Origin of the sequence: Streptomyces barkulensis (assembly GCF_002843305.1) — a bacterium.
Lineage (GTDB): Bacteria > Actinomycetota > Actinomycetes > Streptomycetales > Streptomycetaceae > Streptomyces > Streptomyces barkulensis.
On sequence record NZ_PGSG01000006.1, the window covers coordinates 207,183 to 224,143 of the forward strand.

14 protein-coding genes and 1 pseudogene are annotated in these 16,961 nt (G+C 73.5%); 10 read left to right on the forward strand and 5 right to left on the reverse strand.

Annotated features, from left to right (window positions below; genetic code table 11):
* Positions 1-190 precede the first annotated feature (190 nt).
* The 4 genes from hisC to cydD all read left to right on the forward strand — a co-directional run bounded on the left by hisC (position 191) and on the right by cydD (position 8,063).
* A complete protein-coding gene (gene hisC / locus CUT83_RS01360; RefSeq protein WP_101254016.1) occupies positions 191-1,267 on the forward strand; it encodes a histidinol-phosphate transaminase in 1,077 nt (358 codons plus the stop codon).
* Positions 1,268-1,460: 193 nt separating this feature from the next.
* Positions 1,461-2,972 (forward strand): cytochrome ubiquinol oxidase subunit I, encoded by a 1,512-nt coding sequence (locus tag CUT83_RS01365; RefSeq protein WP_101254017.1) that lies wholly within the window; start codon positions 1,461-1,463, stop codon positions 2,970-2,972.
* A gap of 19 nt (positions 2,973-2,991) precedes the next feature.
* Positions 2,992-4,032 carry a cytochrome d ubiquinol oxidase subunit II gene (cydB, locus tag CUT83_RS01370; RefSeq protein ID WP_101254018.1) on the forward strand — a complete coding sequence of 347 codons (1,041 nt, stop codon included), beginning with the start codon at positions 2,992-2,994 and terminating at the stop codon, positions 4,030-4,032.
* Positions 4,029-8,063: a thiol reductant ABC exporter subunit CydD gene (cydD, locus tag CUT83_RS01375; protein WP_101254019.1), complete on the forward strand. Its 4,035-nt coding sequence runs from the start codon at positions 4,029-4,031 to the stop codon at positions 8,061-8,063. Before cydB ends, cydD begins: the two co-directional genes overlap by 4 nt.
* Positions 8,064-8,134: 71 nt before the next feature.
* On the opposite strand, the gene CUT83_RS01380 is transcribed toward cydD, so the two are convergent.
* Together CUT83_RS01380 and CUT83_RS01385 are read right to left on the reverse strand one after the other, a co-directional pair.
* A complete protein-coding gene (locus CUT83_RS01380) occupies positions 8,135-8,995 on the reverse strand; it encodes a Cof-type HAD-IIB family hydrolase (protein WP_101254020.1) in 861 nt (286 codons plus the stop codon).
* A 263-nt stretch (positions 8,996-9,258) separates the two neighbouring features.
* Entirely contained in the window at positions 9,259-10,158 is a 900-nt protein-coding gene (locus CUT83_RS01385) for an LLM class flavin-dependent oxidoreductase (protein ID WP_101254021.1), read from the reverse strand.
* Between the two features lie 80 nt (positions 10,159-10,238).
* Between CUT83_RS01385 and CUT83_RS01390 the strand changes: the two genes are divergently transcribed.
* Together CUT83_RS01390 and CUT83_RS01395 are read left to right on the forward strand one after the other, a co-directional pair.
* Complete coding sequence (locus CUT83_RS01390) at positions 10,239-10,487, forward strand: type II toxin-antitoxin system CcdA family antitoxin (RefSeq protein WP_101254022.1); 249 nt, start codon at positions 10,239-10,241, stop codon at positions 10,485-10,487.
* Positions 10,484-10,885, forward strand: coding sequence for a DNA-binding protein (locus CUT83_RS01395; RefSeq protein ID WP_101254023.1), 402 nt, complete (start codon positions 10,484-10,486; stop codon positions 10,883-10,885). Before CUT83_RS01390 ends, CUT83_RS01395 begins: the two co-directional genes overlap by 4 nt.
* A 49-nt stretch (positions 10,886-10,934) precedes the next feature.
* Here CUT83_RS01395 and CUT83_RS01400 read toward each other — a convergent pair.
* Positions 10,935-11,177, reverse strand: a pseudogene (locus CUT83_RS01400) (LLM class flavin-dependent oxidoreductase); the annotation flags it as partial.
* A 185-nt stretch (positions 11,178-11,362) separates the two neighbouring features.
* Here CUT83_RS01400 and CUT83_RS01405 point away from each other — a divergent pair.
* Positions 11,363-11,644, forward strand: a complete 282-nt coding sequence (locus CUT83_RS01405) for a hypothetical protein (RefSeq protein ID WP_093851922.1) — start codon at positions 11,363-11,365, stop codon at positions 11,642-11,644.
* Complete coding sequence (locus CUT83_RS01410; protein ID WP_093851923.1) at positions 11,641-12,033, forward strand: type II toxin-antitoxin system VapC family toxin; 393 nt, start codon at positions 11,641-11,643, stop codon at positions 12,031-12,033. The genes CUT83_RS01405 and CUT83_RS01410 overlap by 4 nt, the downstream gene beginning before the upstream one ends.
* Before the next feature lie 137 nt (positions 12,034-12,170).
* Here CUT83_RS01410 and CUT83_RS01415 read toward each other — a convergent pair whose 3' ends face one another.
* Together CUT83_RS01415 and CUT83_RS01420 are read right to left on the reverse strand one after the other, a co-directional pair.
* A complete protein-coding gene (locus CUT83_RS01415) occupies positions 12,171-12,719 on the reverse strand; it encodes an RNA 2'-phosphotransferase (RefSeq protein WP_101254025.1) in 549 nt (182 codons plus the stop codon).
* 104 nt (positions 12,720-12,823) lie between these two features.
* Positions 12,824-14,728 carry an SDR family oxidoreductase gene (locus tag CUT83_RS01420; RefSeq protein WP_101254026.1) on the reverse strand — a complete coding sequence of 635 codons (1,905 nt, stop codon included), beginning with the start codon at positions 14,726-14,728 and terminating at the stop codon, positions 12,824-12,826.
* A 195-nt stretch (positions 14,729-14,923) separates the two neighbouring features.
* On the opposite strand from CUT83_RS01420, the gene CUT83_RS01425 reads away from it, so the two are divergent.
* Both CUT83_RS01425 and CUT83_RS01430 read left to right on the forward strand, forming a co-directional pair.
* The gene (locus CUT83_RS01425; RefSeq protein ID WP_101254077.1) at positions 14,924-15,979 is read left to right on the forward strand and encodes an ABC transporter ATP-binding protein; all 1,056 of its coding nucleotides are present in this window, start codon (positions 14,924-14,926) and stop codon (positions 15,977-15,979) included.
* A complete protein-coding gene (locus CUT83_RS01430; RefSeq protein ID WP_107490844.1) occupies positions 15,969-16,910 on the forward strand; it encodes an ABC transporter permease in 942 nt (313 codons plus the stop codon). The genes CUT83_RS01425 and CUT83_RS01430 overlap by 11 nt, the downstream gene beginning before the upstream one ends.
* Positions 16,911-16,961 lie beyond the last annotated feature (51 nt).

The following is a 16,961-nucleotide window of genomic DNA, read 5'->3' on the forward strand; positions in this document are numbered from 1 at the left end:
TGTCTCAACTCACCTTCACGGGCGATGCGCGCCACGGAGCGCGCCACCAGCGCATACTTCTGCGAATGCGCCCCCTTCTTCCGGCCCCTACGCCGTTCCGGCGAATCCTTCTAAGGTGTGCAGCATTGGTGGTACGAGCGGCGGCACGCCCGCCCCACGACTGGCCCCGAAGGGTCGAGGAGGACCTGGCATGACGGAGATGGCCCCGAAACTGCGCGCGGTGCTGGAGGGGATCCCCACCTACAAGCCCGGCCGCCCGGCCGCCGACGGCCCCACGGCGTACAAGCTGTCCTCCAACGAGAACCCCTACCCGCCGCTGCCCGGGGTCCTGGAGGCCGCCACCGCCGCCGCCGGCTCCTTCCACCGCTACCCGGACATGGCCTGCGGCCTCCTGACCTCGGAGCTGGCGCACCGCTTCGAGGTGCCGATGAGCCACATCGCGACCGGGACCGGATCCGTCGGGGTCGCACAGCAGCTCCTCCAGGCCACCGCCGGCCCCGGCGACGAGGTGATCTACGCCTGGCGCTCCTTCGAGGCCTACCCGATCATCACCCAGATCTCCGGCGCGGCCTCCGTCCGGGTCCCGCTGGACGGCGACGAGAGGCACGACCTGGAGGCGATGGCCGACGCCGTCACCGAGCGCACGCGCCTGGTCTTCGTCTGCAACCCCAACAACCCCACCGGCACCGCCGTCCGCCGCGCGGAGCTGGAGCGCTTCCTGGACCGCGTCCCCGGCGACGTGCTGGTGGTGCTGGACGAGGCCTACCGTGAGTTCGTCCGCGACGAGGAGATCCCGGACGGCATCGAGCTGTACCGCGACCGCCCGAACGTCTGCGTGCTGCGCACCTTCTCCAAGGCGTACGGCCTGGCCGGGCTGCGGGTCGGCTTCGCCGTCGCCCACGAGCCGGTGGCGGCGGCGCTGCGCAAGACCGCGGTGCCGTTCGGTGTGAGCCAGATCGCGCAGGACGCGGCGGTCGCCTCGCTGCGCGGCGAGGCCGCGCTGCTGGAGCGCGTGGACGCCCTGGTCGCCGAGCGGACGCGGGTGGTGCGCGAGCTGACCGCGCAGGGCTGGACGGTCCCCGAGACCCAGGCGAACTTCGTCTGGCTGCGGCTGGGGGAGCGCACGGGCGACTTCGCCGGGACTTGCGAGGCGGCGGGCGTGATGGTGCGGCCGTTCGCGGGCGAGGGGGTCCGCGTCACGATCGGCGAGACGGAGGCCAACGACCTCTTCCTCAAGGCCGCACAGGACTTCCGCAGGGGCCTCTGACCCTCCGCCGACCCCCCGCCGACTCTCCGTCCCTGGCCAACCGGGGACCAACGGCCCCCCGGACAGGACTTTCGTTCCCTCCCACCCCCCCGGTGGGAGGGAACGAACATAGGTGAGTCATACTTCTTGTGAATGTGAACGCATTCACGAGCGCGTGTGCTACGTCACACCATGTCCACTTTGGGAGAGTGCTGTGGACCTAGCTCTGGCCCCGGAGACCCTGGCCCGGTGGCAGTTCGGCATCACCACCGTCTACCACTTCCTCTTCGTCCCCCTGACCATCTCGCTCGCCGCCCTCACCGCCGGCCTCCAGACCGCCTGGGTGCGCACCGGCCGCGAGGTCTACCTGCGGGCGACGAAGTTCTGGGGCAAACTCTTCCTGATCAACATCGCGATGGGCGTCGTCACCGGCATCGTGCAGGAGTTCCAGTTCGGCATGAACTGGTCCGACTACTCCCGCTTCGTCGGCGACGTCTTCGGCGCCCCCCTCGCCTTCGAGGCGCTGATCGCGTTCTTCTTCGAGTCCACCTTCATCGGCCTGTGGATCTTCGGCTGGGACAAGCTGCCGAAGAGGATCCACCTGGCCACCATCTGGATGGTCTCCATCGGCACGGTCCTGTCCGCGTACTTCATCCTGGCCGCCAACTCCTGGATGCAGCACCCGGTCGGCTACCGCATCGACCCAGACTCCGGCCGCGCCGAACTCACCGACTTCCTCGCGGTGCTCACCCAGAACACCGCCGTGGCGCAGTTCTTCCACACCATGACCGCCGCCTTCCTCACCGGCGGCGCCTTCATGGTCGGCATCGCCGCCTACCACCTGATGCGCCGCCGCCACATCCCCGTGATGCGCACCTCGCTGCGCCTCGGCCTGGTCACCCTCGTCACCGCCGGCGCGCTCACCGCCGTCAGCGGCGACCACCTCGGCAAGATCATGTACGAGCAGCAGCCGATGAAGATGGCCGCGGCCGAGGCCCTGTGGGAGACCGAGGGCCCCGCCCCGTTCTCCGTCTTCGCCTACGGCGACGTCGACGAGGGCCACAACAAGGTCGCCATCGAGATCCCCGGCCTGCTCTCCTTCCTCGCCCACAGCGACTTCGACACCCCCGTCCCCGGCATCAACGACACCAACGCCGCCCTCCAGGAGCAGTACGGCCCCGGCGACTACAAGCCCAACATCCCCGTCGCCTACTGGGGCTTCCGCTGGATGATCGGCTTCGGCATGGCCTCCACCGCGCTGGGCGCCCTCGGTCTGTGGCTCACCCGCCGCCGCTTCCTCCTGGCCGAAAGCCACCGCACCACCGAGAACGAGGTCCCCAACCTCGCCCTCACCCCCACCCGCCTGCTGGGCCCCGCCCTCAGCCGCCGCTACTGGCAGCTCGCCTTCCTCACCCTCGGCTTCCCGCTCATCGCCAACGCCTGGGGCTGGATCTTCACCGAGATGGGCCGCCAGCCCTGGGTCGTCTACGGCCTGCTGCGCACCTCCGCCGCCGTCTCCCCCGGCGTCTCCCAGCTGGAGGTGCTGATCTCGATGACCGTCTTCACCCTCCTGTACGCAGTCCTCGCCGTGATCGAGGTGAAGCTCCTGGCCAAGTACATAAAGGCCGGACCGCCCGAGCTCACCGAGGCCGACCTCGACCCGCCCACCCGGATCGGCGGCCACGACGAGGACGACGCCGACCGCCCCATGGCCTTCTCCTACTAGGTCCGACCGAGGTTTCCCGATGGAACTCCACGACGTCTGGTTCGTCCTGATCGCCGTCCTGTGGACCGGCTACTTCTTCCTGGAGGGCTTCGACTTCGGAGTCGGCGTCCTCACCCGGACGCTGGCCCGCGACCGCCGCGAGCGCCGCGTGCTGATCAACACCATCGGCCCGGTCTGGGACGGCAACGAGGTCTGGCTGCTGACGGCCGGCGGCGCCACCTTCGCCGCCTTCCCCGACTGGTACGCCACCCTCTTCTCCGGCTTCTACCTGCCCCTCCTGATCATCCTCGTCTGCCTGATCGTCCGCGGCGTCGCCTTCGAGTACCGCGCCAAGCGTCCCGAGGAGAAGTGGCAGACCAACTGGGAGCGCGCCATCTTCTGGACCTCCCTGATCCCCGCCTTCCTGTGGGGGGTGGCCTTCGCCAACATCGTCCGCGGCGTCGCCATCGACGCGAACAAGGAGTACACCGGCGGCCTGCTGGACCTGCTGAACCCCTACGCCCTGCTCGGCGGCGCGACGACCCTCGCCCTGTTCACCTTCCACGGCGCCGTCTTCACCGCCCTGAAGACCGTCGGCGACATCCGCGTCCGGGCCCGCGCCCTCGCCGTACGCCTGGGACTGCTCACCGCCGCCCTCGCGGTCGCCTTCCTCGGCTGGACCCAGCTCGACCGCGGCGACACCACCACCCTGATCGCCCTGGCCGTCGCCGCCCTCGCCCTGCTCGCGGCCGTCCGCGCGATCGCCGCCGGACGCGAGGGCTGGTCCTTCACCCTCTCCGGCGTCACCGTCGTCGCGGCCGTCGCCATGCTCTTCCTCGCGCTCTACCCGAACGTCATGCCCTCCACGCTCGACCCCTCCTGGAGCCTGACGGTCGCCAACTCCGCGTCCTCCCCCTACACCCTGACGATCATGACCTGGCTGGCCGCCCTGGCCACTCCGCTCGTACTCCTCTACCAGGGCTGGACGTACTGGGTGTTCCGCAAGCGCATCGGCACCCAACACATCGCCGAAACCGCCGACACCCCCGACACCCCGCACCCGGAAACCACCCGCACATGAAGCCCGTCGACCCCCGCCTGCTCCGGTACGCCCGCACCACCCGCGTCTTCCTCGCGGCCGCGGTGGTGCTCGGCCTGGCCGGAGCGGGCCTGGTCATCGCCCAGGCCATGCTCATCGCCGAGATCGTCGTACGGGCCTTCCAGCACCACACACCCCCCACCGGGCTCACCACCCCCCTCGCCCTCCTCGCCGCCGTCTCCCTCGGCCGCGCCCTGGTCTCCTGGCTCACCGAGCTGGCCGCCCACCGCTCCTCCGCGGCCGTCAAGTCCGAACTGCGCCTGCGCCTGCTCACCCACGCCACCGCCCTCGGCCCCGCCCGCCCGGACAAGCCCACCGGCGAACTTGCCAACCTCGCCACCCGCGGCATCGACGCCCTCGACGACTACTTCGCCCGCTACCTCCCCCAGCTCGCCCTGGCCGTCGTCGTCCCCGCCGCCCTGATCGCGCGCATCCTCACCGACGACTGGATCTCGGCGGCGACCATCGCCGCCACCCTCCCCCTGATCCCGGTCTTCATGATCCTGATCGGCTGGGCGACCCAGGCCCACACGGACCGCCAGTGGCGCCTGCTGTCCCGTCTGTCCGGCCACTTCCTCGACGTCGTCGCGGGCCTGCCCACCCTCAAGGTCTTCGGCCGGGCCAAGGCCCAGGCCGAGAACATCCGCGCCATCACCACCGACTACCGCCGCGCCACCCTGCGCACCCTGCGGATCGCGTTCCTCTCCTCCTTCGCCCTCGAACTGCTCTCGACGATCTCCGTCGCCCTCGTCGCCGTCGGCATCGGCATGCGGCTGGTCCACGGCGAACTCGACCTCTACACCGGCCTGGTCGTCCTGATCCTCGCCCCGGAGGCGTACCTCCCCCTGCGCCAGGTCGGCGTCCACTACCACGCCGCCGCCGAAGGCCTCGCCGCGGCGGAGGACGTCTTCTCCACCCTCGAGAAGACCCCCGCCCCCGCCGGCACCACCCCCGCCCCCGACGCGCGCACCGCCACCATCGCCCTCGACGGCCTCACCGTCCGCCACGAGGGCCGCACCACCGACTCACTGCCCCCCACCACCCTCACCGTGGCCCCCGGCGAGACCGTCGCCGTCACCGGCCCCTCCGGCGCCGGCAAGACGACCCTGCTCAGCGCCCTCCTCGGCCTCACCACCCCCACCGCCGGCCACATCCGGATCGCCGGCCGGGACCTGTCCACCCTCGACCCGGCCACCTGGCACTCCCAGATCGCCTGGGTCCCCCAGCACCCCCACCTCTTCGCCGGGACGATCGCCGACAACGTCCGCCTGGCCCGCCCCGACGCCACCGACGCCGAAGTCCTGCGCGCCCTCCGGGACGCCGGAGCCCCCGACCTCTCCCCGCACGCCCTCCTCGGAGAGGCCGGCACCGGCCTCTCCGCCGGCCAGCGCCGACGTGTCGCCATCGCCCGCGCCTTCCTCGCCGACCGCCCGGTCGTCCTCCTCGACGAACCCACCGCCGCCCTCGACGTCGCCACCGAAGCCCGGGTCGTCGACGCGATCACCCGCCTCACCCACGACCGCACGGTCATCCTCATCGCCCACCGCCCCGCGCTCCTCCCCCTCGCCGACCGCGTCATCCGCCTCACCCCCACCGGCGCGGCCGAGACCGCGCCGCCCACCCCCGGGGCGGACCATCCCGCACCCGGCAGCGTGCCGGCAGCGACGGAACCCACCACCCTCTGCGCGAACGGCGCGGCCGAGCCCGCACCGCCCACCCCCGGGGCGGACCACCCCGCACCCGGCAGCGTGCCGGCAGCGACCCCCGAAGCGAACGGCGCGTTCGAGCCCGCGCCCCCCACCCCCGGGGCGGACCACCCCGCACCCGCGCCTGGCAGCGTGCCGGAGGGGACGGGTAGGGACGGCCGTTCCGGACACTCAAGCGTGATTTGCGGCCAATCGGAGCCCGCAACACGGTGCACGGCAACGGCCGTAAATCATGCCGTCCGGAATGGTCGTCCCGGACCGGCCCCGACCCCCGCACGCACCGCCCCGACCCCCACCGGCGCACCCCCCACCGGCGAACCCGCGCCCACCGGCGCACCCCCCACCGGCGCACCCCCCACCGGCGAACCCGCGCCCACCGGCGCACCCCCCACCGGCGAACCCGCGCCCACCGGCGCACCCGCCCCCACCGGCGCCCCCGAGCACGCCCCCCACCCCCTCACCCGCGTACGCCGCATCGCGCACCCCCTGCGCGCCCGCTTCACCCTCGCCCTGCTCCTCGGCTCCCTCGCCCTCCTCAGCGCCGTCGGCCTCATGGCCTCCTCCGGCTGGCTGATCTCCCGCGCCTCCCAGCAGCCCCCCGTGCTGTACCTGATGGTCGCCGTCACCGCGACCCGCGCCTTCGGCATCGGCCGCGCCGTCTTCCGCTACGCCGAGCGCCTGGTCTCCCACGACGCCGTCCTCCGCGTCCTGGCCGATCTGCGCGTCACCGTCTACCGCCGCCTGGAGCGCCTCGCCCCCGCCGGGCTGCGCCACACCCGGCGCGGTGATCTGCTCGCCCGGCTCGTCGCCGACGTCGACACCCTCCAGGACTACTTCCTGCGCTGGCTGCTCCCGGCCGGCGTCGCCGCCACCGTCTCCCTGGCGGCCACCGCCTTCACCGGGTGGATCCTGCCCGAAGCCGGAGCGGCCCTCGCCGTCGGTCTCCTGACCGCCGGCGTCGCCGTCCCGGCGCTCGCCGCCGCGGTCTCCCGCCGCACCGAGCGCCGCCTCGCGCCCGCCCGCGGGGAGCTGACCACACGTACCGTCGACCTGCTCACCGGCACCGCCGAGCTGACCGTCGCCGGGGCGCTGCCCCGCCGCACCGAGGCCGTGCGCGACGCCGACGCCGCACTGACCCGCCTGGCCGCCCGCAGCTCCGCCGTCACGGCGCTCGGCGGCGGGCTGTCCGCGCTCGCCGCCGGGCTCACCGTCACCGCCGCCGCCTGGTTCGGCGCCGCGGCCGTCCACGGCGGACGGCTGGACGGCCTCCTCATGGCGGTGGCCGTGCTCACCCCGCTCGCCGCCTTCGAGGCGGTGTCCGGGATGCCGCTCGCCGTCCAGCACCGGCAGCGCACCCGCCGTTCGGCCGAACGTGTCCACGAGGTGATCGACGCCCCCGCCCCCGTACGTGAGCCGGAGGACCCCGCCCCGGCGCCCGAGGACCCGTTCCCCCTCGCCCTCACCGGCCTCACCGCCCGCCACCCGGGCCAGGAGCGCCCGGCCCTGCGGGAGGTGGACCTCACCCTGACCCCCGGTCGGCGCGTCGCGGTCGTCGGCCCGTCGGGCTCGGGCAAGACCACCCTGGCCCACGTCCTGCTCCGCTTCCTCGACCCCGTCTCCGGCAGCTACACCCTCGGCGCGAGCGCCACCACCTCCACCACCGGACCCGCCACCCCCACCCCCACCCCCACCACCGCGAGCGCCACCGCCCCCGCCACCGACACCACCCCCGCCACCGACACCGCCCCCGCCGACGCCCTCACCCTCGACCCCGACGCGGTACGCCGCCTCGTCGGCCTGTGCGCCCAGGACGCGCACATCTTCGACAGTTCCCTGCGCGAGAACCTCCGCCTGGCCAGGCCGCCGGCCACCGACGAGGACCTCCACGCCGCCCTGGCGGCCGCCCGACTCGACGACTGGGTGGGCGAGCTGCCGGACGGCCTGGACACCCTCGTCGGCGAGTTCGGCGCCCGGCTCTCGGGCGGCCAGCGCCAGCGCCTGGCCCTGGCCCGCGCGCTGCTCGCCGACTTCCCCGTCCTCGTCCTGGACGAGCCCGCCGAGCATCTGGACCTGGCCACCGCCGACGCCCTGACCGCCGATCTGCTGGCCGCCACCGAGGGCCGCACCACCGTGCTGATCACTCACCGGCTGGCCGGCCTGGAGGCGGTGGACGAGGTGGTCGTCCTCGACGGCGGGCGCGTCGTCCAGCGCGGCCCGTACACGGAGCTGGCCCGGGCGGACGGTCCCTTCCGGCGGATGCTGGAGCGGGAGCGGGCCACCGGGGAACCGGCCGCGGCCCGGGCCTGACGGGGGCACCGCTCACGGCCGGACCGCTCACGGCCGAAACGTTCCCGCACCCGCATCGGCATCCGCCTCCGTCAGTCGGCCGGCGGCAGCTCCAGCAACCGCTCGATGACGGCGGCCACGCCGTCCTCCTCGTTGGCGAGGGTGCGGTGCGTGGTCGCGGCCAGCACCGCCGGATGGGCGTTGGCCATGGCGTAGGAGGTGCCGGCCCAGGAGAGCATCTCCAGGTCGTTGGGCATGTCGCCGAAGGCGACGACCTCCCCGGCCGCCACGCCGCGCTGCGCGCAGCACCGGGCCAGGGTGCTGGCCTTGCTGACGCCGGGGCCGCTGACCTCCAGCAGCGCGGTCGGGCTGGAGCGGGTGAACTCCGCGTGGTGGCCCGCGACGGTGCGGGCCATGCCCAGGAAATCGTCCGGAACCAGTGAGGTGTGGTGGGCGAGCAGCTTGAGCACCGGCTCGTCGGCGTACTCGGCCTCGTCCGTCAGCAGCTTCTCCGCCGGTGCGATCAGCGCGCCGGGGTCGAGGTGGAACTGCGGGTACTGCGGCTCGTAGTGGATGCCGCCGGTCCGCTCCACGGCGAAGCTCACGTCGGGGGCGGCCGTCCGCAACTCCTCGACCACGGTCAGAGCGGTGTCGCGCGGCAGCTCTCTGACCTGCACGATCTGACGCCCCCGGTGCAGGTCGACGACGGCCGCGCCGTTGGCGCAGATCGCCAGGCCGTGCCCGTGCACATGGTCGCTGACCACGCCCATCCAGCGGGCCGGCCGCCCGGTGACGAAGAAGACCTCGATTCCGGCCTCCTCGGCGGCGGCCAGTGCCGCGACCGTGCGGTCGGAGACGGACTTGTCGTCGCGCAGCAGTGTGCCGTCCAGATCGGTGGCGATGAGGCGCGGACGTGTCATCGGGGGCGCGGGAGCATGGGTCACGCTCCCCATGGTCCCGCATATGCCCGCACAGGCGTGCGCCAAGGTGCCCGAATGAGCCACGGGGCGAACGCATTCGAAACCGGATGGACACGGACAGTCGGCCTCGGGGACGCACGGCCGTCCACGTAGGGAAAACGCTACGGCTCCCCGGAAGCCGTACCGGGCATGGCGCGAAACGCACGCACCTTCCACGCCGCTAGGTCCGCCGACGGTACGGAGGATCCCACCGGACGGGTCCCACCGGACGGGGCACGCCGGGAACCCGGCTCCGCTCAGCCGAGCTGTGCGATCGCCTCCGTGGCGATGCGCTCGAAGACGGCCCGGTCGGCGGCGAAGCCCGTGCCGGGGATGGGCCAGTGGACCGCGATCTCGGTGAAGCCCAGGTCGCGGTGGCGGCCCGCGAAGTCCACGAAGGCCTCCACCGACTCCAGCGGGGCGTTCCTCTCCGGGGTGAAGCCGTGCAGCAGGACCCTGCCGAGTTCCGCCGCGTCCCGGCCGGCCTCGGCGCACGCCTCGCCGAGCCGCTCGATCTGCCCGCGCAGCGCGGCCTCCGACTGCTTCGGCGTCCCGGTCTCGTACAGCTTCGGGTCACCGGTGGTCACCCACGCCTGCCCGTGCCGGGCGGCCAGCCTCATCCCGCGCGGCCCGGTGGCCGCCACCGCGAACGGCAGCCGGGGCCGCTGCACGCAGCCGGGGATGTTCCGGGCCCCGTCGGCGGAGTAGAACGCGCCCCGGTGGGAGACCGCGTCCTCGGTGAGCAGCCGGTCCAGCAGCGGCACGAACTCGGCGAACCGGTCGGCCCGCTCGCGCGGCGTCCACGGCTCCTGCCCGAGCGCGGTCGCGTCGAAGCCGCTGCCGCCCGCGCCGATGCCCAGGGTGATCCGGCCGCCCGAGACGTCGTCCAGGGAGATCAGCTCCTTGGCGAGCGTCACCGGATGCCGGAAGTTGGGCGAGGTCACCAGGGTGCCCAGGCGCATCCGCTCCGTGGCGCCCGCGGCGGCCGTCAGCGTCGGCAGCGCGCCGAACCAGTGTCCGTCGCGGAACGGGACGCGCCAGGACAGGTGGTCGTAGGTGTACGCGGTGTGGAAGCCGAGTTCCTCGGCGCGCCGCCACTTCGCGCGGCCTCCCTCGTGCCAGCGGTCGACGGGAAGGATCACGGTGCTCAGACGCATGCCCGCAACCCTAAGCCCCGGTGGTCGCGGGCAGCGCCGACGGATGACCGCAGGCGCGCATACCGCAGTATGCTCGGAGTATGGCGGACACGACACGCATCACGGTGACACTGCCGACCGACCAGGTCGCCGAGCTCAGGAAGCTCACCGACAACGTCTCGGGATATGTCGCCGAGGCGGTGGCACGTCAGCTGCGGCATCAGTTGCTCGGCGCCGACCTGCGGCGTCACCAGGAAGAACACGGGGAGTTCACCGGCGAGGAGCTGGCCGAGGCCCGCTCCAGGATCTTCGGCACGGCCGACGCCGGCGGGTCGGCGGACACGGCGTGATCGAGCACGTCGAGACCGTCGTCCTGGACTCCCAGGGGCTCTCCGCCTGGATCGCCGAGGATCGCAAGATCCTCGGCATGTTCCAGGTGTTCCACACCATGGGGGCCGATCTCGTCATCGGCGCCAACACCATCGTGGAGGTCAGCCACGCGCGGGTGAACATGCCTCGACTGCGGTGGGCGCTCTCCCGCGTCAAGGTCGAGCCGGTGACCGAGGCGGCGGCGAAGGCGTCCGCGCAACTGCTCAAGACCGCGGGCCTGCACGGCCACAAGTACGCGATCGACGCGACCGTCGCCGAGGTGGCACTGCGTCAGCCGGGCCCGGTGGCCGTACTGACGTCCGATGTCGATGACATGGCCCGGCTGTGCGGCGACCGCGTCCGGCTCATCGGCGTCTGAACGGACGGCCGCGCTCGCCGGTCGAAGGGATCTGCGCAGGCCGGGCCGCGATGGGTGAACGGGGCCTGGCCGAGGTGACGGGGGTGCCCGGGCGCATCCGCTCCGTGGCGGTGGCGGCGGCCGCCGGCGTCGGCAGCGCGCCGAACCAGTGTCCGTCGCGGAGCGGGGCGCGCCAGGACAGGTGGTCGTAGGTGTGCGCGGTGTGGAAGCCGAGTTCCTCGGCGCGCCGCCACTTGGCGCGGCCTCCCTCGTGCCGGCGGTCGACGGGAAGGATCGCGGTGCTCAGACGCATGCCACGCCCCTGCGCGGGCTTCCCGCCGCGGCAGTCGACCGGAGGTCCGGGGCCCTGTACACGGTCGGCATCGAGCAGAGCGGACACAGCGGGACCCACGGCAGGCCGTCGCAGGCCGTCGCAGGCCGCCCGGTGGCCGCTGCGGAGCGCCAGCGAGTTAACAGGTCATGTAATACACTGCTCCCATGGACACGTCCCGCCCCGGCAAGACCCGAGTCACCAGCGTCTCCCTGCGAGCCGAGACCCTGGAGGCGATCCGCGCGCGCGCCGGCAGGCAGGGCGTCTCCTCCTATATCGAGGAGGCCGTGCAGCGGCAGCTCCAGCGCGAGGCCATCGACGAGTACATCGCCACCGCCGAAGCGGAGCACGGCCCCGTCGACCCCGCCGAGGTGTCGGACAAGGCCGAGCGCATCCGCGCCCACCACGCCGCCCACCGCGGTGCGTCCGCTCCGGCGGACGCCGCATGAGCGGGACTCTCGTTCTCGACAGCGAGGCCCTCTCCAAGCTCTCCCGCCGGCACCGCGACATGACCGTATGGCTGGACGTCGCCCGCAGACTGGACCTGCTCGTCGTGACGAGCGCCGCCACGCTGGTCGAGGCACGCGACCCGAAGGTGCCGCAGGCGGCGTTCGACCACGCGGTCTCCCTGGCCAAGGTGCGTCCCATCACGGAGGAGATCGCCCGTACGGCGAGCAGACTGCTCGCCGCGGAAAACCTGCACGGTCACAAGTACGCCATCGACGCGATGCTCGCGGCCACGGCTCACGCGGAGCATGGCGACGTCACTGTCATCACCAGCGACACGGACGACCTCCGCCGGCTGTGCCTCCCCCGCATCGCCGTCGAACCGGTCTGAGCGCCCATACCGGTTCTCTCCGAGGGCTTGCCGCATTCCCACAGGCCGGGCCGCGATGGGTGAACGGGGCCTGGCCGAGGTGACGGGGGTGCCCGGGCGCATCCGCTCCGTGGTGCCCGCGGCGGCAGCGGCGGCCGTCAGCCGGACAGGCGCAGGTACCGCGGCGGTACGCGCGGCACCAGCCACACCCCGTTGTCGCTGACCCGGAACACGTGCCCGTCCCGGTGCATCGCCCCGGCGTCCACCACCAGCACCACCGGCCGCCCGCGCCGCGCCCCCACGGCTGCGGCCGTCTCGCGGTCGGGCGAGAGGTGGACGTCGTGACGCGCCATCGCCCGCAGGCCGTCCCGCCGGATGCCGGCCACGTACCGCCCGACCGTCCCGTGGAAGAGGTACGGGGGCGGCTCGGCGGGGGGCAGGCCCAGATCCACGCCGACGGTGTGTCCCTGGGCGGCCCGGACGCGGTCCCGCCCGGGATCGAGGGTGAAGCGCCGCTTGTCGTTGGTGGCGACGACCTCCTCCAACTCCTCGCGGGTGAGCCGGAAGCCGTGGCGCGCCGCGGCTTCCAGCAGTTCCCCGACACCCACCCAGCCGTGGGCGTCCAGGGTGAGCCCGATCCGCTCGGGGGTGTGGCGCAGATGCCGTGCGATGTACTTCGAGATCCGCTTGCGGCGCCTGTCGTCCATATCCGGCCAGGGTGCCCCGGGAACCGTCGCGGCGCACCTCGTTTTCACGTCCGCGGTCCTCACGTCCGCGGTCCTCACGTCCGCCGGGGCCGCGGGCTTCGTCCTCACCTTCGCGCCCGCACGTTGATCCGGGCGAACGCCCGCAGCGCGCTCGGCGCCAGCCGGGCCAGCACCACACCGCCCCAGGCCTCCAGCCCCACCGGGACCACCGCCTTGTTCCGGATCACCGAGCGCAGCACCGTGTCGGCGACCCTCTCGGGGGCGAACCTGCGGATCCGGTAGACCTGGAGGGCCCTCTTGCGGCGGAGACCGGCGTCCCGCTCGCCGGTGCCGCGGAAGCGGGTGTCCTCGATGATGGAGGTGCTGACGATGCCGGGGCAGATCGCCGAGACCCCGATGCCCTCGCCGGCCAGGTCCGCGCGCAGCACATGGCTGAGCATCAGCGCCGCCGCCTTGGAGGTGCAGTACGCGGGCAGGGCCCGGGTGGGCTCGTAGGCGGCGCAGGAGACGACGTTGACGATGTGGCCGCCCTGCCCCCGCTCGGACATCTGCCGTCCGAAGAGGCGGCAGCCGTGGATGGTGCCCCACAGGTTGGAGCCCAGCACCGCCTCCCAGTCGTCCGCGGTGTGCTCCAGGAACGGCCCGGCCGCCGCGATCCCGGCGTTGTTGACCAGCACGTCCACCACGCCGTGCTCGGCGGCCGTCCTGCGCGCCAGCTCCTCCATCGCCGCCCCGTCGGAGACGTCCACGGTCTCGGCCCACGCCTCCTGCGCGCCGGCCCGCCGGGCCAGCTCGGCCGTACGCGCCACCTCCTCGCCCCGGATGTCCACGGCGACGACCCGGGCGCCGGCCCGGGCGAAGGCCAGCGCCGTCTCGTGGCCGATGCCCCGGGCCGCGCCGGTGACCAGTACCAGCAGGCCGCCGAAGTGCTCCGCGTACTCCTCCTGCCGCGCACGCCCCCGGCGCCCGCGCCGTCCGCCGCGCCGCACCGTCGCCGGTGCGCCCACCTCCCCGCCGCCGTGCGCCCCGTGCGCCCCGTGTTCTCCGTCCGTCGCCTGTTCTCCGTCCGCCCCGTGCGCCTCGCACTCCTCGACGAACGAGCCGATCCAGTCGGCCAGCCGGTCGGGCCGGGTGCGCGGCGCCCAGTGGCCGGCGGGCAGGGAGCGGCAGGTCAGGCGGGGTGTCCAGCGCTCGGCCTCGTCCCGCAGCGCGGGGGAGAGGAACGGATCCCCGGTCGGGGTGACGAGCTGCACGGGCACATGGGCGTAGGGGTCCTCGCGCGGCCGGAGCATCCGGGCCCGTACGTTGTCGCGGTACAGCCACAGGCCGTGCGCGGCGTCGCGGGGCAGTGAGGGCGCGGGGTGGCCCCCGCCCGAGATGCCCTCGGAGCGCCGCAGCATGCCCGGCCAGGCCCTGCCCAGCGGCCCCCGCCAGGCCAGCTCCGGCAGGACGGGCACATGCATCGCGTACACGTACCAGGAGCGGGCGCCCTGCCCCAGTGCCTGAGCCAGACGCCGCGGGGTGGGGCGGGTCAGCCGCCTGCGGAACCAGTGCCCGAAGTGGTCCAGGGACGGCCCGGACATCGAGGTGAAGGACGCGATCCGGCCCCGGGTGCGCTCGGCCGTGGCGAACTCCCAGCCCTGCACCGAGCCCCAGTCGTGCCCGACCAGGTGCACCGGGGCGTGCGGGCTGACCGCGTCCGCGACCGCCAGGAAGTCGCCGGTCAGCCGCTCCAGCGTGAAGCCGCCGCGCAGCGGCCGCGGGGCGGCGGACCGGCCGCAGCCGCGCACGTCGTACAGCACCACGTGGAAGCGGTCCGCCAGCCGTTCGGCCACCGGCGCCCAGACCTCCTTGGAGTCCGGGTAGCCGTGCAGCAGGACCACCGTGGGGCGGCGGCCGCCGTCCGCCGCCACCGCCTCGCCCAGTTCGGCGACGCACAGCTCCACGCCGTCCGCCCCGGCCACGCGCCGTTCCCGCGCGCCCCCCGGGCCACTCGCCTCCGCATCCATGCGTGCCTCTCCTCCCACCACGCCCGGCACTCCCGCACCCCGGGTAGCCGGTCTCCCCGGCATGACACCGGATCCGGTCAGGACCCACCCCGCCGGAGGAGACCCTAGGGGCATCTACGCCTCCAGTACGAGGAACAATCACGCCCCCGGGGTGAGGTGACCGGTGGCAGGCGGCATTACGGTCGTGGGGTGACTGTGATCGCGACCGAAAGCCTCAGCAAGCGGTACCCACGGGTGACCGCGCTCGACCGGCTCACCATGCAGATCGAACCCGGGGTGACCGGACTGGTGGGCGCCAACGGTGCGGGCAAGTCCACCCTGATCAAGATCCTTCTGGGACTGGCCCCGGCCAGCGAGGGCACCGCCTCCGTGCTCGGCCTGGACGTGGCCACCGAGGGCGGCGCCATCCGCGAGCGCGTCGGGTACATGCCCGAGCACGACTGTCTGCCGCCCGACGTGTCGGCGACCGAGTTCGTCGTCCACATGGCGCGGATGTCCGGCCTGCCGGCCTCCGCCGCCCGCGAGCGCACCGCCGACACCCTGCGCCATGTCGGCCTGTACGAGGAGCGCTACCGCCCCATGGGCGGCTACTCGACGGGCATGAAGCAGCGGGTCAAACTGGCCCAGGCGCTCGTCCACGATCCGCGGCTGGTGCTGCTGGACGAGCCCACCAACGGCCTCGACCCGGTCGGCCGCGACGACATGCTCGGCCTGATCCGCCGCGTCCACACCGACTTCGGCATCTCGGTGCTGGTCACCTCGCACCTGCTGGGCGAGCTGGAGCGCACCTGCGACCACGTGGTCGTCGTCGACGGCGGGAAACTGCTGCGCTCCTCCTCCACCGCCAGCTTCACCCAGGAGACGACCACCCTGGCCGTCGAGGTCACCGACACCGACGCCCATCCCGACGGCACCGAGGCCCTGCGTACCGCCCTGACCGGGGCCGGGCTCACCGTGGCGCCCCCCGGGGCGGGCGGCGAGGGCCTGCCGGGCGCCGGGCACGTGCTGCTGGTCGAGGCGGGCTCCGAGACCGTCCACGACACCGTCCGCGACACGGTCGCGGAGCTGGGTCTGGGCCTGGTCCGTATGGAGCAGCGCAGGCACCGCATCGCCGAGGTCTTCCAGACGCCCGGCGCCGCGGGCGCCACGGCGGGCACCACGGCGGGCACCACGGCGGACACCACCGAGCAGGCCGCGGAGCAGGCCGCCGAGAAGAGCACGCAGAAGGGAGGCAGCACCGATGCGGCCTGACACGGGCAACCACCCCGGCACCCACCCCGGAGCCGCCGTCCCCGCCCAGCGCGGCGAGGACGCCAGCATCCACAACATCGGCTACCGCCACTACGACGGACCCCGGCTGGGCCGCTCCTACGCCCGGTGGTCGCTGCTGGTCCAGTCCCTGCGCGGCGCGTACGGCCTGGGCCGCTCGGCGAAGTCCAAGGTGCTGCCGTTCATCCTGCTGGCCGTGATGGTCCTGCCGGCGGGCGCCATGGTCGCGGTCACCGTCGTCACCGGCGCCGACGAGCTGCCGCTGCGGTACACCGACTACGTGCTGGTGATGCAGCCGGTCATCGGCCTCTACATCGCGGCCCAGGCCCCGCAGTCGGTCTCCCTGGACCTGCGCTTCCGCACCGTGCCGCTGTACTTCTCGCGCCCGATCGAGCGCGCCGACTACGTGGGGGCCAAGTACGCGGCCATGACCGCGGCGCTGTTCCTGTTCACCTCCCTGCCGCTGGTGGTGCTGTACGCGGGCGGGCTGCTGGCGAAGCTCGGTTTCGCCGACCAGAGCACGCAGTTCCTCCAGGGACTGGGCTCCACCGCGGTGTTCTCCGTGCTCCACGCGGGCATCGGCCTGCTGGTCGCCGCGCTCACCCCGCGCCGGGGCTTCGGCGTCGCCGCGGTCATCGCGGTGCTCACCATCCCCTACTTCGCGGTCAACACCGTCCAGGCGGTCGCCGAGTTCCAGGGCGGCAACGCCACCGCCGTCACCTGGCTCGGCCTGGCCTCCCCCGGCACGCTCGTCGACGGCATCCAGTCGGCCTTCCTCGGCGGCACCTCCGGCTTCCCCGGGGCCCACGAGCCCGGCGCCGTCGCGGCGGCGGTCTACGCCCTGGTCACCCTCGCCCTGATCGCCGGCTGCTGGGCGGCGCTGATGGGCCGCTACCGCAAGGCGGGCCTGTGATGACCGGGGACCGGACGGCGACGGTCCGGACGGCAGCGGTCCGGACGGGGA